This is a genomic window from Novosphingobium acidiphilum DSM 19966 (genome assembly GCF_000429005.1).
Classification (GTDB): Bacteria; Pseudomonadota; Alphaproteobacteria; order Sphingomonadales; family Sphingomonadaceae; genus Novosphingobium; species Novosphingobium acidiphilum.
This window is the reverse complement of the sequence record NZ_AUBA01000010.1, coordinates 63,552-85,407: the sequence shown is the minus strand read 5'-3', so window position 1 is coordinate 85,407 and position 21,856 is coordinate 63,552. Positions and strand designations below refer to the sequence as shown.

Here is a 21,856-nt window from a genome sequence, read left to right as displayed (position 1 = left end):
GACGCCAACAAAAAGGCCGCTGCCGGATGATCCGGCAGCGGCTTTTTGTTTGGATCGAACAACCGGTGGGCAACGCCTCGGGCGTCGGACAGCGGTGCCCAACCCCCCGCCTGCGGCGGGGGGTTATCGGGTTCAGTCGTCGTCGCCCTTGATCAGGTAATCGCCGGCGTCGGCGTCGGTGCCATGGGTTTCGCCTTCGACAGCGGCCAGCGGGTCATCGCCGATGGCGGCTTCGGGGCCCTGCTTGAGTTCGGCGGCATGTTCTTCGGCTGCGGTCGTCGGCGCAACCAGGGCGTCTTCGAAACGCTTGGTTGCGGCGCGGAGTGCTGCGTCACGGCTGGTGGCCGCAACGCGCAGACGGTTCATGCTGGCACCGGTCCCGGCGGGGATCAGGCGGCCGACGATGACATTTTCCTTCAGCCCGATCAGGCTGTCGCGTTTGCCTTCGACGGCGGCCTGGGTCAGGACGCGGGTGGTTTCCTGGAACGACGCGGCAGAGATGAACGAACGCGTCTGCAGGCTGGCCTTGGTGATGCCCAGCAGCACCGGCTTGCCTTCGGCCGGCTGTTCACCCGGCTTCAGCTTTGCATTGTATTCGTTCATTTCTTCGAAGTCGAGCTGTTCGCCAGGCAGCAGGGTGGTGTCACCGCCGTCGGTGATTTCCACTTTCTGAAGCATCTGGCGCACGATCACTTCGATGTGCTTGTCGTTGATCTTCACGCCCTGCAGGCGATAGACTTCCTGGATTTCCGCGACGAGGTATTCCGCCAGCGCTTCGACGCCGAGCACTTCGAGGATGTCGTGCGGATCGGGCGAGCCCGAGATCAGGTTGTCGCCCTTCTTGACGTAATCGCCTTCCTGGACGTCGATCACCTTGGACTTGGGGATCAGGTATTCAACCGGTTCGCCTTCCTCGGGGATGATCGCGATCTTGCGCTTGGCCTTGTAGTCGCGGACGAATTCGATCCGGCCCGAAATCTTCGCGATGATCGCGTTGTCCTTGGGGCGACGGGCTTCGAACAGTTCGGCCACCCGCGGCAGACCGCCGGTGATGTCGCGCGTCTTGGCGGCTTCGCGGCTGGCGCGGGCAAGCACGTCACCGGCCTGGACGGTCTGACCGTCTTCGACCGACAGCGTGGTGCCAGGTGCCATCAGGTAGCGGCCGGCTTCGCCCGAATTTTCATCGAGCAAGGTCAGACGCGGACGGAGATCTTCCTTCTTGGCGCGGCCACCGGCGCGGTTTTCGGTGACAACGCGCTGGGCAATGCCGGTGGCTTCGTCAACGATTTCGGTCAGCGTGCGGCCGTCGATCAGATCCTGATAGCGAACGACGCCCGACTTGTCGGTGATCACGGGCGTGGTGAACGGATCCCATTCAGCGATCCGTGCGCCCAGCTTGATGGTCGAGCCATTGGGCAGCAGCAGATGGGTACCATAAGGCACACGGTGGACCGCGCGTTCGCGACCATCGGTGTCATAAACCGCGATTTCGCCATTGCGCGCCAGCGACAGGCGACGCCCGCGGCTGTCTTCGATGGTGGGGATATCGCGATATTGCACGGTACCATCGCACAGCGATTCAAGGTGCGACTGTTCGTTGACCTGCGCCGCACCACCGATATGGAACGTGCGCATGGTCAGCTGCGTGCCGGGTTCGCCGATCGACTGTGCCGCGATCACGCCGACCGCTTCACCGATATTGACCGGGGTACCGCGGGCCAGATCGCGGCCATAGCATTTGCCGCAGACACCGACCTGCGATTCGCAGATCAGCGGCGAGCGGATGCGGGCCGATTGCACGCCGGCGGCTTCGATCCGGGTGATCGCGGCTTCGTCCAGCAGCGTGCCGCTGGTTTCGATCACGATGCCGGTCTTGGCCTCGATCATGTCTTCGGCCAGCGTACGGCCCAGGATGCGTTCCCCGAGCGAGGCGATGGTCGACCCGCCCTGGACGATCGCGCGCATTTCCAGCGCGCGTTCGGTGCCGCAATCTTCGATCGTGACGACGCAGTCCTGCGACACATCGACCAGACGGCGGGTCAGGTAACCCGAGTTTGCCGTCTTGAGCGCGGTGTCGGCCAGGCCCTTGCGGGCGCCGTGGGTCGAGTTGAAGTATTCAAGGACGGTCAGGCCTTCCTTGAAGTTCGAGATGATCGGCGTTTCGATGATTTCGCCCGAAGGCTTGGCCATCAGACCGCGCATACCCGCCAACTGTTTCATCTGCGCCGGCGAACCGCGCGCGCCCGAATGGCTCATCATGTAGATCGCGTTGACCTGGCGTTCGCGGCCATGTTCATCGATCGGGCATGACCGCAGTTCGTCCATCATGGCCGCCGCCACCTGGTCGCCGCAACGACTCCAGGCGTCGATCACCTTGTTGTACTTTTCCTGCTGGGTGATCAGGCCGTCCTGATACTGCTGTTCGTAATCGGCCACCAGCGCGCGGGTTTCGTCGACCAGCGCATCCTTGCTCGGCGGGATGATCATGTCATCCTTGCCGAACGAGATCCCCGCCTTGAACGCGTTGCGGAAACCGAGCGACATGATCGCATCGGCAAACAGCACGGTCTCTTTCTGACCGGTGTGGCGATAGACCTGGTCGATGACGTCGGCGATTTCCTTCTTGGTCAGCAGGCGGTTGACCAGTTCGAAGGGCACGGTGTGGCTTTTGGGCAGGCATTCGCCGATCAGCATGCGGCCCGGCGTGGTGTCGTACCGCTTCAGATAGGTCTTGCCGCTTTCGTCGGTCTGCGGAACGCGCGCCACGATCTTGCTGTGAAGCGTAACCGCGCCTGCGTTGATCGCCTGGTGCACTTCGGCCATGTCGCCCAGCAACATGCCTTCGCCGGGTTCGCCCTTGCGATCCATCGACAGGTAATACAGCCCCAGCACCATGTCCTGCGAAGGCACGATGATCGGCTTGCCGTTGGCTGGCGACAGGATGTTGTTGGTGCTCATCATCAGCACGCGCGCTTCAAGCTGGGCCTCAAGGCTCAGCGGCACGTGGACGGCCATCTGGTCGCCGTCGAAGTCGGCGTTGAAGGCCGAGCAGACCAGCGGGTGCAGCTGGATCGCCTTGCCCTCGATCAGCACGGGTTCGAACGCCTGGATCCCCAGACGGTGCAGCGTCGGCGCACGGTTGAGCATGACGGGGTGTTCGCGGATCACTTCGTCCAGGATGTCCCAGACTTCCTTGCGTTCCTTTTCGACCCACTTCTTGGCCTGCTTCAGCGTCATCGACAGGCCCTTGGCGTCGAGCCGGGCGTAGATGAACGGCTTGAACAGTTCGAGCGCCATCTTCTTGGGCAGCCCGCACTGGTGCAGTTTCAGTTCCGGCCCGGTCACGATGACCGAACGACCCGAATAGTCGACGCGCTTGCCCAGCAGGTTCTGGCGGAACCGGCCCTGCTTGCCCTTCAGCATGTCGGACAGCGACTTGAGCGGGCGCTTGTTGGCACCGGTGATGATGCGGCCACGACGGCCGTTGTCGAACAGCGCATCGACCGCTTCTTGCAGCATGCGCTTTTCGTTGCGCACGATGATGTCGGGCGCGCGCAGCTCGATCAGGCGCTTGAGACGGTTGTTGCGGTTGATCACGCGGCGATAGAGATCGTTGAGATCCGACGTCGCAAAACGACCGCCGTCAAGCGGCACCAGCGGGCGCAGTTCGGGCGGAATGACCGGCACGACGTCAAGGATCATCCATTCGGGACGGTTGCCCGAATCGATGAACGATTCGACTACTTTCAACCGCTTGATGATCTTCTTGGGCTTCAGTTCCGACTTGGTCTCGGCCAGATCCTTGAGCAGGTCTTCGCGTTCCTGCACCAGGTCGAGGTCCATCAGCATCTGCTTGACCGCCTCGGCGCCGATCCCGGCGGAGAACGCGTCTTCGCCATATTCGTCCTGCGCGTCGAGCAGTTCGTCTTCGGTCAGCAGCTGATAGCGTTCGAGCGGGGTGATGCCCGGTTCGATCACCACATAGGATTCAAAGTACAAGATACGCTCAAGCTGCTTGAGCTGCATGTCGAGCAGCAGGCCGATGCGGCTGGGCAGCGACTTCAGGAACCAGATGTGCGCGACCGGCGCGGCCAGTTCGATATGGCCCATGCGTTCGCGACGGACCTTGGTCACGGTCACTTCGACGCCGCACTTTTCGCAGACGACGCCCTTGTACTTCATGCGCTTGTACTTGCCGCACAGGCATTCGTAGTCCTTCACCGGACCGAAGATGCGCGCGCAGAACAGGCCATCGCGTTCGGGCTTGAACGTGCGATAGTTGATCGTTTCGGGCTTCTTGATCTCGCCAAACGACCAGGAACGGATGCGTTCCGGGCTGGCAAGGCCGATGCGGATCTGGTCAAAGCCTTCGGGCTTGGCCATCTGGTTGGTGAACTTGGTCAGATCGTTCATATTGGCGTTCCTCGCTGGGAGGGGAAATTCGAAATTCGGCTGCGGCAACGGGGGTCGGTGGACCGGATGGCCCACCGACCGGCCCGGTTATTCCGCTGCTGCGGCCAGATCGTCGTCATCCTCGTCAAGCGAGGACAGTTCGACATTGAGGCCGAGGCTGCGCATTTCCTTGACAAGCACGTTGAAGCTTTCGGGAATGCCGGCCTCGAAGGTATCGTCACCCTTGACGATCGCTTCATAGACCTTGGTGCGGCCGACCACATCGTCCGATTTCACCGTCAGCATTTCCTGAAGCGTATACGCCGCGCCATAGGCCTGCAGCGCCCACACTTCCATTTCCCCGAAGCGCTGGCCACCGAACTGGGCCTTGCCGCCCAGCGGTTGCTGGGTGACGAGGCTGTAGGGCCCGATCGAACGCGCGTGGATCTTGTCGTCGACAAGGTGGTGCAGCTTCAGCATGTAGATGATGCCAACAGTCACCTTGCGGTCGAACGCTTCGCCCGAACGGCCGTCGTAGAGCGTGACCTGGCCCGAAGTGTCGAGCCCGGCCTTGGCCAGCATGTACGACACGTCGGGTTCGCGCGCGCCGTCGAACACCGGGGTCCCCATCGGCACGCCGGCCTTCAGGTTTTCGGCCAGTTCGACCAGTTCGCTGACATTGCGGTCCTCGATCTCGGCGTGATACTTTTCGCCGTAGACGTCCTTCAGCTTGTCGACCAGCGCGGTCGGCGGAGCCGCCGTTGCCGGATCGGGATTGGCATGGCGCCAGTCTTCCAGCGCCTCGCCGATCTGTTGGCCAAGGTTGCGCGCGGCCCAGCCGAGGTGGGTTTCGAAGATCTGCCCGACGTTCATGCGGCTGGGCACGCCCAGCGGGTTGAGCACGATGTCGACATGCGTGCCGTCCGCCAGGAACGGCATGTCTTCGACAGGCAGGATGCGGCTGATCACGCCCTTGTTGCCGTGACGGCCGGCCATCTTGTCGCCCGGCTGCAGCTTGCGCTTCACCGCGACGAAGACCTTGACCATCTTGAGCACGCCGGGCGCCAGTTCGTCGCCGGCTTCAAGCTTGCCCTTGCGATCTTCGAACTTTTCCTGGATCGATTTGACGGTGGCGTCGTACTGCGCCTGGACCGCTTCAAGCTGCGCCTGGCGGCCATCATCGGCCACTGCGAACTTCCACCATTCAAAGCGCTCGATATCGGCCAGCACCTGCTCGTCGATCTCGATACCCTTTTTCACGCCCTTGGGACCGGCGGCAACCACCTGGCCCATCAGCATGTCGCGCAGACGGTTGAATGTCGCGCGGTTCAGAATGCCGCGTTCGTCTTCGCGGTCCTTGGCCAGACGTTCGATTTCCTCGGCCTGGATCGCACGCGTACGGTCATCGATTTCGATACCGTGGCGGTTGAACACGCGCACTTCGACAATCGTGCCCGAAACGCCCGGCGGCAGACGCAGCGAGGTGTCGCGCACGTCGCTGGCCTTTTCGCCAAAGATCGCGCGCAGCAGCTTTTCTTCGGGTGTCATCGGCGATTCGCCCTTGGGCGTGATCTTGCCGACAAGGATGTCACCAGGATGCACTTCGGCGCCGATATAGACGATGCCCGCTTCGTCGAGGTTGCGCAGTGCTTCCTCGCCGACGTTGGGAATGTCGCGCGTGATGTCTTCGGGCCCGAGCTTGGTGTCGCGCGCCATCACTTCGAATTCTTCGATGTGGATCGAGGTGAACACGTCGTCCTTGACGATGCGTTCCGAGATCAGGATCGAGTCTTCGTAGTTGTAGCCGTTCCACGGCATGAACGCGACGAGCACGTTGCGGCCAAGCGCCAGCTCGCCCAGATCGGTCGACGGGCCATCGGCGATGATCGTGCCGGTGTTGACCACTTCGCCCACTTTCACCAGCGGGCGCTGGTTGATGCAGGTGTTCTGGTTGGACCGCTGGAACTTTTGCAGCGTGTAGATGTCGACGCCCGACTGGCCGGCCTCGATATCGCCCGCAGCGCGGATCACGATACGCGTGGCATCGACCTGGTCGACAATGCCGCCGCGCAGGGCGGCAATCGCCGCGCCCGAATCGCGGGCCACGGTTTCTTCCATCCCGGTGCCGACAAACGGCGCATCGGCCTTGACCAGCGGCACCGCCTGGCGCTGCATGTTCGAGCCCATCAGCGCGCGGTTGGCGTCATCGTTTTCCAGGAACGGAATAAGCGATGCGGCAACCGAAACCAGCTGCTTGGGGCTGACGTCCATCAGCGTGACGGTGTCGCGCGGGGCCATCACGAATTCGCCGTTCTGCCGGGCAGAGACGAGTTCTTCACCGAACGAGCCATCGGGGTTGAGCATGGCCGAAGCCTGCGCCACGGTGTGCTTCTGCTCTTCCATCGCCGACAGATAGGTCACATCGCTGGTCACCTTGCCGTCGATCACCTTGCGGTAGGGCGTTTCGATGAAGCCGTACTTGTTGACGCGGGCAAACGTCGACAGCGAGTTGATCAGGCCGATGTTCGGGCCTTCGGGGGTTTCGATCGGGCAGATGCGGCCATAATGCGTGGGGTGAACGTCGCGCACTTCAAAACCGGCGCGTTCGCGGGTCAGACCGCCAGGCCCCAAGGCCGAAACGCGACGCTTGTGCGTGACTTCGGACAGCGGGTTGGTCTGGTCCATGAACTGCGACAGCTGCGACGAGCCGAAGAATTCGCGCACTGCGGCCACCGCCGGCTTGGCATTGATCAGGTCGTTGGGCATGACCGTCGACACATCGACGCTGCTCATGCGTTCCTTGACCGCGCGTTCCATGCGCAGCAGGCCGACGCGATACTGGTTTTCCAGCAATTCGCCGACCGAACGCACGCGCCGGTTGCCCAGGTTGTCGATATCGTCGACTTCGCCCTTGCCGTCCTTCAGGTTCACCAGTTCCTTGACCACCGCCAGGATGTCGTCGGTGCGCAAGGTGGTGATGGTGTCAGGGCAGTCGAGGCTGAGACGCATGTTCAGCTTTACGCGGCCGACCGCCGACAGGTCATAGCGATCGCCATCGAAGAACAGGCCGTCGAACAGCGCTTCGGCGGTTTCGCGCGTCGGCGGTTCGCCAGGGCGCATCACGCGATAGATATCGGCCAGTGCGTGGTCGCGATCTTCGGCCTTGTCGGCCTTCATCGTGTTGCGGATCCACGGGCCGGTCGAAACGTGGTCGATGTCGAGCAGGTCAAGACGATCGACGCCGTTGCGATCGAGCACATCGAGGTTTTCCGGCGAAACTTCATCGCCCGCTTCGATCCAGATGCGGCCGGTGCTTTCGTCGATCAGGTCGAGCGCCGAATAACGGCCAAAGATTTCCTCGGTCGGGATCAGCAGCTGCTCCAGACCGTCCTTGCCGGCCTTGTTGGCGGCGCGCGGCGAAATCTTGGTGCCCGCGGGAAAGACCACTTCGCCCGATTTCGCATCGACAATGTCGAACGTCGGCTTGGTTCCGCGCCATTGGTCAAGCACGAACGGCACGCGCCAACCGCCTTCGGCACGCACCCAGGTGACCTTGGCGTAGAAATGGTCGAGAATCTGTTCGCCGTTCAGGCCCAGCGCATACAGCAGGCTGGTGACCGGCAGCTTGCGCTTGCGGTCGATGCGGACATTGACGATGTCCTTGGCGTCGAATTCGAAATCGAGCCACGACCCGCGATAGGGGATCACGCGCGCGGCAAACAGATACTTGCCGGACGAGTGCGTCTTGCCACGGTCATGGTCGAACAACACGCCCGGCGAACGGTGCATCTGGCTGACGATGACGCGCTCGGTGCCGTTGATGAAAAAGGTGCCGTTGCCGGTCATGAGCGGAATGTCGCCCATGTAGACATCCTGCTCCTTGATATCGATCAGCGACTTGGTCTCGGTTTCGTTGTCGACTTCGAACGTCGCCAGCTTCAGCGTGACCTTCATCGGCGCGGCGTAGGTGATCCCGCGCTGACGGCATTCGTTGACGTCATATTTGGGCGATTCGAGGACGTAGCCGTCCTTTTCCTTGATATCGAGGCTGGCGGTGCCGGCAAAATCCTGGATCGGGAACACCGAACGCAACGTCTTTTCCAGGCCCGAGACATAGCCGGTGGCCGGGTCGGAACGCAGGAACTGTTCGTACGATTCGCGCTGAACCTCGATCAGGTTCGGCATCTGCACGACTTCGTGATTGTCACCGAAGATCTTGCGGATGCGCTTGCTCACACCGGGGCGGGTGCCGTTGCCGGCAGGTGCCTTGGTAGCCATGGAGGGTTTGTGCCTCTTTGCTCGAATGGCCGGATAAACCGGCAGGAATAATGCCACGCGCGGGCGATGGCGCCATCAGAAGCAGCAAAAGGCCGCCAGCCGGACGCACACCGCCGCCCGCTTGTCAAAGCTGGGCAAAAGGTAGCATCGGCTGCAGCCTGCCGCGTCAGATGGAGATCCGCCGTTTCCTTCCGTGGCCTTCCCCCGCGCATGGGAAAGCCTTGCTCGAAACGCCGGACTTGCATCGCCATGTAGGGTTGCGCGTGCGGCTTGTCAAATCACGCACGATCCCATCGACGGCGGGAGAATTCTGATTTATGACATGTGCGCGAATCACGATTAGCCGTTCCAGGCGGGGGCTGCTGGTTCATGTTACACATCAGCATGTCGATCATCAGCAAATCGATCATCACCAAATCGATCATCGGCGCATCGCTCATGCAGTGGGTCACCGGCCTGGTCGCGCTGGTGATGGCCGCGCTGCACCCGGTGCCACGCCACGCCACGCAGCATCACCACCAGCCGGTCAAGCTGCCCGAACTGGCGATGACGCAATCGGTCGTCCGGCTGCGCTGAACCGCGATAGCCGCCCCGGGGCTTTCCCCGCGGTTCCTTGACTCTTCCCCGCGTCCTGCTAATGGCCCGGCCCTGACCACGGCGGGCCTGCCCGCATGGGTCATCCGTCCGAGACAGCTGGTGCCACCATCGGTGGCTTAATCATCCAGCCTAGGCGGGGAAAAGAGTTTCAACGGCCCCGTGATCCTGCTGGATCGGGTGCCGCGCGCCTCCGGGTGCTTCTCCTTCCCTCGTTGATACGGACTCGCCCGCAACGGCTGCGCCTTTGGCGCATCCGGTGCGGACACACGTAGCCGGTCATACGGGCATCGCCCCGTGCGACCATTTGTGAAGGAGTAAGGCATGGATCGTTCGCAAAAAGCCGATTCGGTCGCCTATCTTCATGGTGTTTTCAGCGAGGCCGGCGCGGTGGTGATCACCCGCAACCTCGGCATGACGGTGGCCCAGTCCACCGCCCTGCGCACGAAGATCCGTGAAGCCGGCGCGACCTACAAGGTTGCGAAGAACCGTCTTGCAAAGCTCGCCATCCAGGACACCGACTATGTCGGCATCGGTGACTTGTTCACCGGCCCGACCGCAGTTGCAGCCTCTGCCGATCCCGTCGCCGCCGCCAAGGCCGTCGTCGATTTCGCCAAGACCTGCGACAAGATCGAAATCCTGGGCGGCGGAATGGGCAGCCACGTGCTCGACGCCGATGGAATCAAGGCACTTGCCTCGATGCCGTCGCTCGACGAGCTGCGTGCAAAGCTCATCGGCCTCATTCAGGCTCCCGCGACCAAGATCGCCCAGGTTGTCACCGCTCCGGCGGCCAAGCTGGCACGCGTCTTTGCCGCCTACGCCGAAAAAGATGCCGCGTAAGACAGGTTCACACCACCATTTGCCCAATGTTCGGGCGCACCCATCTCAGGAGTAACCATCATGGCCGATATCGCCAATCTCGTTGCAGAACTGTCGAAGCTGACCGTTCTGGAAGCCGCTGACCTTGCCAAGGCTCTGGAAGAAGCATGGGGCGTAAGCGCCGCTGCTGCCGTGGCCGTGGCCGCAGCCCCTGCCGAAGCCGCTGCTGCGGTGGAAGAAAAGACCGAATTCGACGTCATCCTGACCGGTGACGGCGGCAAGAAGATCCAGGTGATCAAGGAAGTCCGTGCGATCACCGCGCTGGGTCTGACCGAAGCCAAGGCTCTGGTCGAAGCCGCTCCGAAGGCGATCAAGGAAGGCATTTCGAAGGCTGAAGCCGAAGAAATCAAAGCCAAGGTCGAAGCTGCCGGCGGCACCGTCGAAATCAAGTAATCCGGTTATGCCCGCGCCCATCGGGGGCGGGCATGGGTTGCACAAAAAGGGGCGGCTCCTTTGCGGGGGTCGCCCCTTTTTCTGATCAGCCCGGCAAAAACATGCACACCGCCGCCACGCCCATCATTGCCGTGGTCAGCCAGCCCATGCCGATCAGCCAGCGATTGCCGGTGTATTCACCCATCACCGCCTTTTTCGCGATCAGCAGGCAGATCACCGCCAACAGCGGCACCGCCACCACGCCATTGATCACCGCGCTCCAGAACAGCGCCTTCATCGGGCTGATCGGCGAATACTGGATGCCCAGGCCCAGCAACACGCTGACCGCGATCACCCCGTAAAAGCCGGGCTCGCGCCTGAAATTGCGTTCCAGACCCGATTTCCAGCCCATTGCCTCGGCCGCGGCATAGGCCCCCGATCCGGCCAGCACCGGCACCCCGATCAGGCCCACCCCGATCAGCCCGGTGGTGAACAGCACAAATGCAAATTGCCCGGCCAGGGGCCGCAGCGCCGTCGCCGCCTGCGCCGCGGTGGTGATATCGGTCACGCCTTTGACATGCAGCGTGACGGCGGTTGCCAGGATCACGCAAAACGCCGCCAGATCCGAAAACGCCATGCCCGACCAGGTGTCCCAGCGGATGCGCCGCAATTCGGCGCGGGCGATGGCCGGATCGTGCCCGATCAGGCCACGGCCCTTGTGGCGGTGCATGTCCTCGACCTCTTCGGACGCCTGCCAGAAAAACAGATAGGGGCTGATGGTGGTGCCGAACACGCCCACGATCATCGCCGCAGAAGTGGCGTTAAGCGCAAAGTGCGGCCACGCCGTGCGCAGCGCAACCTGGCCCCACGGCACCCGCACCGTGAACAACACCGCCGCATAGGCCAGCAGCGACAGCGTCAACCACTTGAGATAAAAGACATAGCGGTGATAGGCGACACCAATCTGCAGCGCCAGCGTCAGCGCCACAAACACCAGCGTCATCAGGTGACGATTGATCCCCGTGACCAGTTCGCCCGCCTCGCCCATGGCGGCGACGTCGGCGGCGATGTTCAGCGTGTTGGCAACCAGCAGCAGCACGATCACCGTGCGCAACACCACCGGGGGAAATGCCCCCTTGATATTGGCAGCCAGCCCTTTGCCGGTCACCCGTCCGATCTGCGCACACATCAACTGGACCGCCGACATCAGCGGATAACACAGCGGCATCGTCCACAGCATGTTCAGCCCGAACTGGGCACCGGCCTGCGAATACGTGGCGATGCCGCTGGGATCATCATCGGCAACCCCCGTGATCAGGCCGGGGCCGATCTGGGCCAGCGGATGCGCCGCAATTTTGCCCCACAGCGTGCGGATGGCGGAACCGCGTGGCAAATCGGGCGGCGCTGGTGTGACATCGGGCATGGTCATGGGCGGGACCATAGCCCCCTGTGGCCGCGACCGACAGCGCCGATCACGGCACGGCAAAGGCAAACACCGCGGCCCCTGCCGCGCAGACCACCCCGGCAAAGGCAAAGGCCCCGGAAAAGCTGCCGGTGGCATCGACGATCGCGCCTGTTACCACCGGGCCGACCACCCCCGACACACTGCCGATGGCACTTTGCACCCCCATCCAGCCCGCGGCATCGCGGGCGCCGGCATGGATCTGGCCCAGCGCAAACACCATCGTCGGCAAACAGCCCAGAAACACCCCGGTTACCACCAGTGCAGCCAGCAATTGCCCCGGCCCTGCGGCCAGCGCGATGCCCGCGATCCCGGCAATCGAGCCGATTTCCGCCACCACGCACAACCACCGCTTGACGCCAGAGGCCGCCGCCCCGCGCCGCACCAGCACGTCGGCAAGCTGCCCCCAGCCGAGCGAGGCGAGGGCCTGCGCGAGATACGTGGCCGTGGCCAGCCAGGTCATCGTCGGGATCGACAGCCCGCGCGCTTTGACCAGATAGGTCGGCAGCCAGATCGCCACAAAGAAAAAGCCGTAATTGGCCAGCGCATGCGCGGCACCCATCACCCACAAGCCGCGCCGCGACAGCAGCGCCCCGATGCTCGACGGCCGCGCGCCCGTGCCGCCTGGCCGCGGTTGCGGCAGACGCGCGCCCAGCATGGTCCACGGCACCAGCCAGGCCAGGGTCATCAGGCCGAATGCAAAAAACACCCAGCGCCAGCCATAACGCGCCAGGATCAGCCCGCCTGCCAACGTGCCGATCGCGGGCCCCAGCGCCAGGCCGACCGAAATCACCGCATTGGCCAGCCCGCGCCGATGGTGGGGCACGTGTTCGGCAATCAGCTTTGACGTCACCGGAAACAGCGCCGCCTCGCCCAGCCCCAGCATCAGCCGCAGCATGATCAGCATGCTCAGCCCTGCCGCCAGGCTGGTCAGCAGCGTGGCCGTGGCCCACAGCGCCACCGACACCGCCAGCACGCGCGCCGCCGGCCAGCGATCGGCAGCCATGCCAATGAACGGCTGCGCCAGGCCATACGTCCAGAAAAAGGCCGAAGCGGCCACGCCGAATTGCAACGCCGACAGCCCCAGCGCCTTGCCCATCAGCGGCGCGGCAATCCCGATTGCCCCGCGATCGACAAAGTTCAGCAGCACGGCCAACGCCAGCAGCCCGACCAGCAAGGCGATGACCGGGCGGGCCGGCGTGATGGTATGCGTGGTCATGCTGGCCCCCGGCGCTTGCTTGCGTCGGGCAATCTTATGGGGCGTATCTGCCAAAGTCACCCACGGTCGCCCCCCCGGGACAGATCGCGGGACCCCGCTGCCGTTTGCCGCGCCATTCCAGGCCAATTGCCGGTTGGGCCACACACAGACCACGGAGTGCCGACCACGCCAGGTGGCTTAGAAAAAGCCCAGTTTCTTGGGGCTGTAGCTGACCAGCATGTTTTTGGTCTGCTGATAGTGATCCAGCATCATCTTGTGCGTTTCGCGCCCGATGCCCGACTGCTTGTAGCCGCCGAACGCAGCATGCGCCGGATAGGCGTGATAACAGTTGGTCCACACCCGCCCGGCCTGGATCGCGCGGCCAAAGCGATAGCAGGTGTTGGCATCGCGGCTCCACACCCCGGCGCCCAGGCCATAGGCGCTGTCATTGGCGATCTGCAGCGCGTCATCGGCATCCTTGAACGTGGTGGTCGACACCACCGGGCCAAAGATTTCCTCCTGAAAGATGCGCATCTTGTTGTGGCCCTTGAACACGGTGGGCTGGATATAGAACCCGCCGGCCAGATCGCCCGACAGGCTTGCCACACCGCCGCCGGTCAACACTTGCGCGCCTTCATCGCGGCCAATCTGCAGGTAGCGCAGGATCTTGTCCTGCTGTTCGGCGCTGGCCTGCGCGCCGATCATCGTGTTGATGTCCAGCGGATTGCCCTGCACGATCGCCTCTACCCGCTTGATCGCGCGTTCCATGAACCGGTCATAGATCGATTCCTGGATCAGCGCGCGGCTGGGGCAGGTGCACACTTCGCCCTGGTTGAGCGCGAACATCACAAAGCCCTCGATCGCCTTGTCGAAGAAATCATCGTCGTGCGCGGCAACATCGGCGAAAAAGATGTTCGGGCTTTTGCCGCCCAGTTCCAGCGTGACCGGAATCAGGTTTTCGCTGGCATATTGCATGATCAGCCGCCCGGTCGAGGTTTCACCGGTGAACGCGATCTTGGCCACGCGTCTGGACGACGCCAGCGGCTTGCCAGCCTCAAGTCCGAAGCCGTTGACCACATTGATGACCCCTGCGGGAAGCAGATCGGCGATCAGTTCCATCAGCACCATGATCGAGGCCGGGGTCTGTTCGGCGGGTTTGAGCACCACGCAATTGCCCGCGGCCAGCGCCGGCGCCAGTTTCCACACCGCCATCAGGATCGGAAAGTTCCACGGAATGATCTGCCCGACCACGCCCAGCGGTTCGTGGAAGTGATAGCCGACGGTATCTTCGTCGATCTGCGACAGCGATCCTTCCTGGGAACGGATGCACCCGGCGAAATAGCGGAAATGATCGATCGCCAAAGGCATGTCGGCGGCCAGCGTTTCGCGGATCGGCTTGCCATTGTCCCAGGTTTCGGCCGTGGCCAGCTTTTCCAGGTTGTCTTCCATGCGGTCGGCAATGCGGTTGAGAATCAACGCGCGCGCCGCGGCCGTGGTCTGCCCCCACGCGGCGCGCGCGGCATGCGCGGCATCAAGCGCCAGTTCGATATCGGCGGCGCCCGATCGGGCGATTTCGCACACTGCGCGGCCGGTGATCGGCGAGATATTGTCGAAGTACCGGCCGTCAACCGGTGCGACCCATTGGCCCCCGATGAAATTGTCGTAGCGTTTGGCAAACGGCGAAACGAGCGCCTGCACGGCGTCTGCGGCCATCACGTTCATGACTGTGTCCTCTCCACGGTTGCATATTCCTGCGCGGCGGCCCGGTTGTTCCGGTGTCTGGCCGTGCCGATGCGATCCTGTACCCGCGCGCAGAAATTGCAAGCGGGTCGGGCTGGAGAGTGCACCGCGCTGGATGATCTGGCGAGTCAGACCTTAGGCGGTGTGGCCGCCTAGTGCAGGGTTTTCAGATAGGCGATGATCTGCCGGCGCTTTTCAGGATCGGGTTGCCCGGCGTATCCCATGCGGGTGCCGGGGATCATGGCGACCGGATTGGCCAACCAGCGATCGAGCGTGGCATCGTTGAGCACCAGCCCCGATGCCTTCATTCCTTGCGAAAAGTCATAGCCCGGCAGATCACCCATGCGCCTGCCATAAACGCCCCACAAGCTGGGGCCTACGATGGTCTGGCCCTTTTCGACCGAATGGCACGATCGGCAGATTCCGAAGGCGACCGGCGCCGCACCGCGTGCCACCGCGCCCGCCGGGCCATCGCCGGCAGCAACGGTTTCGGGATCGCCCGCATCGACGGTGACATCGGGTCGGGGATCGTCGCACGACGCCAGCAGCCCGGCCAGCACCAGGGCGATCACGATGCGTAGCGAAGACATGTCAGTTCCCATCCCGATCCCGGCCCCGGTTTGCCTTTCCTATCGGCGATGATCCGCTTATGGCACCCCCGCCATGTTTGAAAGCCCCCCTCGCACGCTCTATGCCGAATGGCGCGCCACGCTGGGGCTGGCGGGGCCGCTGGTCGCCGCGAACCTGTTGCAGATGGCCGTGTTTTCGCTCGACGTGGTGTTCGTGTCGCGGCTGGGGCAGGCCCAGCTTGCGGCATCGTCGCTGGCGGTATCGTTGTTCGGTCTGTTGATCTGGAGCCTGACCGGGCTGGTCGGTGCGGCGTCCCCCCTGATCGCGGCAGAACTGGGCCGCCGTTCGCACGCCGTACGCGAGGTGCGCCGGTCGTTCCGGATGGCCGCCTGGGCCGGGTTTGGTGCGGCGATCCTGGCGATGGGCGTATGCCTGATGCTCGGCCCGATCCTGACGCTGACCGGACAGGATCCGGTGGTCATCGCGCTGGCGGTGCCGTTCATGCAGGTCTTGATGTGGGCCGCGATCCCGGCGGTGATGGGTGCGCTGCTGCGCGGAACGGTCGCCACGCTGGGCCGTCCGGGGGTGGGCACGGCCATCACCGCGCTGGCCGTGGCTTTGAACGGTGCGGGCAACTGGATGCTGGTGTTCGGCCATCTGGGTCTGCCCGCAATGGGCCTGCGCGGCGCGGCACTGGCCAGCGTGATCACCAGCGCCAGCACCATGCTGCTGTATGTCATGGTGATCGCTGCCGATCGACGGTTGCGCCGCTATCACCTGTTCGGGCGCTGGTGGCGCAGCGATAGCGTACGTTTGCGCGATGTGCTGCGCATCGGTCTGCCGATGACCGCGACAATCCTGGCCGAGGCCGGGCTGTTCAGCGGCGCGGCGTTCCTGATGGGACGGATCGGTCCGTTGCCGCTGGCGGCGCACACGCTGGCGCTGCAATTTGCCGCGCTGACGTTCCAGGTGCCCTTCGGCATTGCCCAGGCCGCGACGATCCGCGTGGGCCGCGCATTCGGCGCCGGCGATCGCCACGGCATCCGGGTTGCGGGCAATGTCGCGTTCCTGACCGGGGTCGGTTTCATGTCGCTGGCCGCAGCGCTGCTGCTGTTTGCGCCACGCACGATCATCGTGGTCTATCTCGATCCCGCGCTGCCCGCCAATGCCGCGCTGGTTGCCCTGACCGTGCGGTACATGAGCGTGGCGGCCGCGTTCCAGTTGTTTGACGGGGCGCAGACGGTGGGCGCCGGGCTGTTGCGCGGCATTCAGGACACGCGCGTGCCGATGGCCATCGCCCTGTTCGGATACTGGGTGCCGGGGCTGGGCACCGCGGTCTATCTGGGGCTGTTCACGCCGCTGGGCGGGCTTGGCGTGTGGTTCGGACTGCTGATCGGATTGGTCGTGGTGGCAGCGCTGCTCATGTGGCGCTGGTATCATCGCGATCGGTTGGGGCTGCTGTCGGCCGATCGATCGTTTATCGAAGAATCTGTTGCCCACCCCTCTTGACGGCCCCTTGCCACGAACCCATATCCGCCTCGCTGGCACTCTCGATGCTTGAGTGCCAGAAAATTTCGCAACCTCGATCCGGCTGATATCGGCCGATCGTCGAAATGAGAGGCAAGCAACCCATGTCATTCCGTCCGCTGCACGATCGCGTGCTGGTGCGCCGCGTCGAAGCCGAGGAAAAAACCGCCGGCGGGATCATCATCCCCGACAGCGCCAAGGAAAAGCCGGCTGAAGGCGAAGTTGTCGCCATCGGCACGGGAGCCCGCGCCGAAAACGGCACGATCACCCCGCTCGACGTCAAGGTTGGCGATCGCGTGCTGTTCGGCAAGTGGTCCGGCACCGAAGTCAAGGTTGCAGGCGAAGACCTGCTGATCATGAAGGAATCGGACATCCTCGGCATCGTTGGCTGAGCGAATCATCCGAATTTCCAACCCGATTTCATAAGGAACAGGTACAATGGCTGCCAAGGAAGTCCGCTTTTCGCGCGACGCGCGCGAACGCATTCTCAAGGGTGTCGACATTCTTGCCGACGCGGTAAAAGTCACGCTTGGGCCCAAGGGCCGCAACGTGGTGATCGACAAAAGCTTTGGCGCGCCGCGCATCACCAAGGACGGTGTGACGGTTGCCAAGGAAATCGAACTGAAGGACAAGTTCGAAAACCTCGGCGCGCAGCTGCTGCGCGAAGTGGCCTCGAAGGCCAACGACAAGGCCGGTGACGGCACCACCACGGCCACCGTGCTGGCCCAGGCGATCGTTCGCGAAGGTCTGCGTTCGGTTGCCGCCGGGATCAACCCGATGGATCTGAAGCGCGGTATCGATCTGGCCGTGACCAAGGTTGTCGCCGATCTCAAGTCGCGCTCGACCCCGGTCAGCGGTTCGTCGGAAATCAGCCAGGTCGGCGTGATTTCGGCCAACGGCGACGTCGAAGTCGGCGAAAAGATTGCCGAAGCGATGGAAAAGGTCGGCAAGGAAGGCGTGATCACCGTGGAAGAGGCCAAGGGCCTCGAATTCGAACTCGATGTCGTTGAAGGCATGCAGTTCGACCGCGGCTATCTGTCGCCCTACTTCATCACCAACGCCGAAAAGATGATCGTGGAACTGGAGAATCCCTATATTCTCATCCACGAAAAGAAGCTGTCGTCGCTCCAGGCGATGCTGCCGATCCTCGAAGCCGTGGTGCAGACCGGTCGTCCGCTGCTGATCATCGCCGAAGACATCGAAGGCGAAGCACTGGCCACCCTGGTGGTCAACAAGCTGCGTGGCGGCCTGAAGATCGCTGCGGTCAAGGCGCCGGGCTTTGGCGATCGTCGCAAGGCGATGCTGGGCGATATCGCCACGCTGACCGCCGGTGAAATGATCTCGGAAGATCTGGGGATCAAGCTGGAAACCGTGACCCTGGCGATGCTTGGCCAGGCCAAGAAGGTTACCATCGACAAGGACAACACCACGATCGTCGACGGCAACGGTTCGGCTGACGACATCAAGGCCCGCGTCGAGCAGATCAAGGCCCAGGTTGAAGTCACCACCAGCGACTATGACCGTGAAAAGCTGCAGGAACGTCTGGCAAAGCTTGCCGGCGGGGTTGCCGTGATCAAGGTCGGTGGCGCTTCGGAAGTCGAAGTCAAGGAACGCAAGGACCGCGTCGACGACGCCCTGCACGCCACGCGCGCAGCCGTCGAAGAAGGCATCGTCCCCGGTGGCGGCACCGCACTGCTTTATGCCACCCGCGCGCTTGACGGCCTGCAGGGTGTCAACGAAGCGCAGACGCGCGGCATCGACATCATCCGTCGCGCGATCACCGCGCCGGTGAAGCAGATCGCCGAAAACGCAGGGTTTGACGGCGCGGTTGTCGCCGGCAAGCTGCTCGACCAGAGCGATGAAAATCTGGGCTTCAACGCCTCGACCGACATCTACGAAAACCTGAAGGCCGCCGGCGTGATCGACCCGACCAAGGTCGTGCGTACCGCGCTGCAGGATGCTGCATCGGTTGCCGGTCTGCTGATCACGACCGAAGCCGCGATCGTCGAACGCCCCGAAGATAAGGGCGCCCCGGCAATGCCCGGCGGCGGCATGGGCGGCATGGGCGGCATGGACTTCTAAGTCCACGCCACGCGCGCCAATCAGCACGAAATCGGGCCGGAAAGGGACACCTTTCCGGCCCTTTTTCTTATGCGCCCATGCAGATAGACTGCGCCGATGGACCTGTTTCAGATCACCGCGATTTTCCTGGGTGTGATGGCGCTGGTCGGCTGGATCAATGCCCGTACATTCGCGCTGCCGCAGAGCGTGGCGATGCTGGCCGCGGGGATTGCCTCGGCCGGACTGCTGTTTGTGGCGCAGACGTTCATCGGCCCGTTCTGGGGATTCGATTCGGTCCGCGGCGAAATTGCCCGGCTGAATTTCAGCGAGGCCGTGGTCAGTTACATGCTGGCATTCCTCATGTTCAGCAGCGGCATGCAGGTGGATCTGGGTGAATTCAGGCGGCGCCGGCTGGCCATCTGGACTTTGGCCACGCTTGGCGTGTTTGCCTCCACCGCGCTGGTGGGGTTCGGGGTATGGTGGGTGTCAGGCGCGGTCGGCCTGGCGTTGCCCTTGCCCTGGGCACTGGTGTTCGGCGCGCTGATCAGTCCGACCGATCCGGTTGCGGTGATGGGCCTGGCGCGGTCGGGCGTGCTGTCACAGCGGCTGGCTGCGGTGTTGCAGGGCGAGGCGTTGTTCAACGATGGGGTCGGGCTGGTGGCATTCACCGCCGCGCTGGCCTTCGCCACCAGCGGCGTGGCGCCCGGATTTTTGCAAACCGCGGCCGAGATCGTATTCGAAGTCGGCGGGGGTCTGGTGCTGGGCATCGGCGGGGGCGGGCTGGCCATCGCGATCCTGCGCACCGTTGATGACTATGTCGTGGAACTGACCGCTTCGCTCGCGCTGGCAACCGGGGTCTATGCGCTGGCGCTGGCGTTCCACGTGTCGGGTCCGATCGCGGCGGCGGCGGCGGGCCTGCTGATCGGATCCTACGGCGTTCAGATCGGAATGACCGAATCGAGCCGGCGCACGGTCGAAGGGTTCTGGCATCTGGTCGACGAACTGCTGACCGGATTGCTGTTCCTGCTGACCGGGCTTCAGGTGTTCGTCATTCCGTTCGACTTTGGCGAAATGCGCGTGTGGCTGTGTTCGATCGTGCTTGTCGCGCTGGCCCGGTTGATGGTCGTCGTTCCGTGGGGCGCCTATTTCAGCCTGCGCCACAACGAGCGCGGCGCCAGCATGATCCTGACGCTGGGCGGCCTGCGCGGCGGCATCAGCCTGGCCCTGGCCTTCACCCTGCCCCGCGGGCCGCCGCACGACTTGATCGTGGCGACCACCTTTGCCGTCGTGATCTTTTCGGTCCTGGTCCAAAGCCTGACGCTGGGTCCGGTGATCAGGCGCCTGACGCCCGATCCGGCCGCGGCATGATGTTGCCGGTCGATCGTTGAGCGCGCACGTGCGACGCGCGACAGGCGCGCAAGCCGCCAAGCGGCCCCCGCGCCTGTTGCCACGCCCGGTTACGCCAGGCTGGCCAGCAACGCTTCGGCCGCAGGCGCGCTGCTGGCCGGGTTCTGGCCGGTGATCAGCTGCCCATCGACCACCACATGCGGGGCCCAGTCGGCGCCCTTTTCATAATCGCCACCCTGCCCGGTGAACACGTCTTCGATCAGAAAGGGGACCACATCGGTCAGGCCCACGCCGGCCTCTTCGCTGTTGGAAAATCCGGTGACCTTGCGTCCCGCAACCAGCGGCCTGCCGTCGGTGGTGGTCACATGGCGCAGCACGCCGGGCGCGTGGCAGACAAAGGCGGTGGGTTTGTGCGCGGCGACAAATGCCTCGATCAGCGCGATCGAGGTGCGCGATTGCGCCAGGTCCCACAACGGCCCGTGGCCGCCGGGATAGAACACGCCGTCAAATGCATCGTGGGTAACCGTTGCCAGCGGCAAGGTCCGGGCCAGCGCCGCCTGCGCCGCCGGGTCGGTGGCAAAGCGGCGGGTGGCGTCGGTCTGGGCATCGGGCGCGTCGCTTTTGGGATCGATCGGCGGTTGACCGCCCTTGGGGCTGGCCAGCGTAACCTCGGCCCCGGCATCGAGAAATGCGTAGTAGGGCGCGGCAAATTCTTCGAGCCAGAAGCCGGTCTTTTCGCCGGTCGAGCCAAGCGCGTCGTGCGAGGTCAGAACCATCAGGATTTTCATGGCAAGTCCAATACATCGGGTTGCGCTGCGCAGATGGCGTCAGTGCAAAGGGGGGGGGGCGCCGGATATGGGGACGCACAGCCCCGAACACCACCCCCGCGTGCACACCTGCAAGGCGGGTCAGCGGCCGCGTTCGAGCAGGATCATGCTATGGTCTTCCAGCACATCTTCGCCAAAGGCCACAAATCCCAGCCGCGCAGCCACCGCGTGCGAAGCCCGGTTGTCCGGTGCGATCAGCGCCACCGTGCGGCACGCACCATGCTGGCGATCAAACCAGCCAAGCGCCGCCTCCATCGCTTCGGTGGCATAGCCCCGACCCCACGCCTGCTCGGCAATGATCCAGCCCGCTTCGACGACGTCGTTGAACGCGTCAAACCCGCGCCAGCTGTGAAACAGCCCGCAATTGCCAATGATGTCGGGCTTGCCGCGTTCGCGCACGACAAACGTGCCATAGCCATGCAGCGCCCAGCTGCCGGCATTGCGCGCCAGACGGGCAAAGCTGTCGGCCAGCGAAGGCGGGCGGTTGCCAAGGTGCCGGCGCACCGCGTCGGGGGCAATCAACGCGGACAGGCCAGCCAGATCGCCGGCTTGCGGCCTGTACAGTTCCAGCCGGTCGGTGATCAGCACGGGTTCGGTCATGGGCCTCAG

At 63.7% G+C, this 21,856-nt stretch carries 15 protein-coding genes; 7 read left to right on the top strand and 8 right to left on the bottom strand.

Annotated features, from left to right (window positions below; all coding sequences use genetic code 11):
- Positions 1-132 precede the first annotated feature (132 nt).
- Together rpoC and rpoB are read right to left on the bottom strand one after the other, a co-directional pair.
- Positions 133-4,413: a DNA-directed RNA polymerase subunit beta' gene (rpoC, locus tag G404_RS0110445; protein ID WP_028641032.1), complete on the bottom strand. Its 4,281-nt coding sequence runs from the start codon at positions 4,411-4,413 to the stop codon at positions 133-135.
- A gap of 87 nt (positions 4,414-4,500) precedes the next feature.
- Positions 4,501-8,670, bottom strand: coding sequence for a DNA-directed RNA polymerase subunit beta (gene rpoB / locus G404_RS0110440; protein WP_028641031.1), 4,170 nt, complete (start codon positions 8,668-8,670; stop codon positions 4,501-4,503).
- A 369-nt stretch (positions 8,671-9,039) separates the two neighbouring features.
- Here rpoB and G404_RS0110435 point away from each other — a divergent pair, with 369 nt between their 5' ends.
- The 3 genes from G404_RS0110435 to rplL all read left to right on the top strand — a co-directional run bounded on the left by G404_RS0110435 (position 9,040) and on the right by rplL (position 10,536).
- Complete coding sequence (locus G404_RS0110435; protein ID WP_156906273.1) at positions 9,040-9,246, top strand: hypothetical protein; 207 nt, start codon at positions 9,040-9,042, stop codon at positions 9,244-9,246.
- Between the two features lie 342 nt (positions 9,247-9,588).
- Entirely contained in the window at positions 9,589-10,104 is a 516-nt protein-coding gene (rplJ, locus tag G404_RS0110430; RefSeq protein ID WP_028641029.1) for a 50S ribosomal protein L10, read from the top strand.
- Positions 10,105-10,164: 60 nt separating this feature from the next.
- Positions 10,165-10,536 carry a 50S ribosomal protein L7/L12 gene (rplL, locus tag G404_RS0110425; protein ID WP_028641028.1) on the top strand — a complete coding sequence of 124 codons (372 nt, stop codon included), beginning with the start codon at positions 10,165-10,167 and terminating at the stop codon, positions 10,534-10,536.
- A gap of 85 nt (positions 10,537-10,621) precedes the next feature.
- On the opposite strand, the gene G404_RS0110420 is transcribed toward rplL, so the two are convergent.
- The 4 genes from G404_RS0110420 to G404_RS18785 form a co-directional block, all read right to left on the bottom strand.
- A complete protein-coding gene (locus G404_RS0110420) occupies positions 10,622-11,944 on the bottom strand; it encodes an NRAMP family divalent metal transporter (protein ID WP_051280522.1) in 1,323 nt (440 codons plus the stop codon).
- Between the two features lie 43 nt (positions 11,945-11,987).
- Entirely contained in the window at positions 11,988-13,196 is a 1,209-nt protein-coding gene (locus tag G404_RS0110415) for an MFS transporter (RefSeq protein ID WP_051280520.1), read from the bottom strand.
- A 177-nt stretch (positions 13,197-13,373) separates the two neighbouring features.
- Positions 13,374-14,888: an aldehyde dehydrogenase gene (gene adh, locus G404_RS0110410; protein WP_425411635.1), complete on the bottom strand. Its 1,515-nt coding sequence runs from the start codon at positions 14,886-14,888 to the stop codon at positions 13,374-13,376.
- Between the two features lie 179 nt (positions 14,889-15,067).
- The gene (locus G404_RS18785; RefSeq protein WP_028641024.1) at positions 15,068-15,505 is read right to left on the bottom strand and encodes a c-type cytochrome; all 438 of its coding nucleotides are present in this window, start codon (positions 15,503-15,505) and stop codon (positions 15,068-15,070) included.
- Between the two features lie 73 nt (positions 15,506-15,578).
- Between G404_RS18785 and G404_RS0110400 the strand changes: the two genes are divergently transcribed.
- The 4 genes from G404_RS0110400 to G404_RS0110385 all read left to right on the top strand — a co-directional run bounded on the left by G404_RS0110400 (position 15,579) and on the right by G404_RS0110385 (position 20,441).
- Positions 15,579-16,994, top strand: a complete 1,416-nt coding sequence (locus G404_RS0110400; protein WP_028641023.1) for an MATE family efflux transporter — start codon at positions 15,579-15,581, stop codon at positions 16,992-16,994.
- Positions 16,995-17,116: 122 nt separating this feature from the next.
- Positions 17,117-17,404, top strand: a complete 288-nt coding sequence (gene groES, locus G404_RS0110395; protein WP_028641022.1) for a co-chaperone GroES — start codon at positions 17,117-17,119, stop codon at positions 17,402-17,404.
- A 46-nt stretch (positions 17,405-17,450) separates the two neighbouring features.
- Complete coding sequence (groL, locus tag G404_RS0110390; RefSeq protein ID WP_028641021.1) at positions 17,451-19,094, top strand: chaperonin GroEL; 1,644 nt, start codon at positions 17,451-17,453, stop codon at positions 19,092-19,094.
- 96 nt (positions 19,095-19,190) lie between these two features.
- On the top strand, positions 19,191-20,441 hold the full coding sequence (locus tag G404_RS0110385; RefSeq protein ID WP_028641020.1) for a cation:proton antiporter: 1,251 nt from the start codon (positions 19,191-19,193) through the stop codon (positions 20,439-20,441).
- 89 nt (positions 20,442-20,530) lie between these two features.
- Here G404_RS0110385 and G404_RS0110380 read toward each other — a convergent pair whose 3' ends face one another.
- Positions 20,531-21,208, bottom strand: a complete 678-nt coding sequence (locus G404_RS0110380) for a type 1 glutamine amidotransferase domain-containing protein (protein WP_028641019.1) — start codon at positions 21,206-21,208, stop codon at positions 20,531-20,533.
- Positions 21,209-21,328: 120 nt separating this feature from the next.
- Entirely contained in the window at positions 21,329-21,847 is a 519-nt protein-coding gene (locus G404_RS0110375; protein ID WP_028641018.1) for a GNAT family N-acetyltransferase, read from the bottom strand.
- Positions 21,848-21,856: the final 9 nt, after the last annotated feature.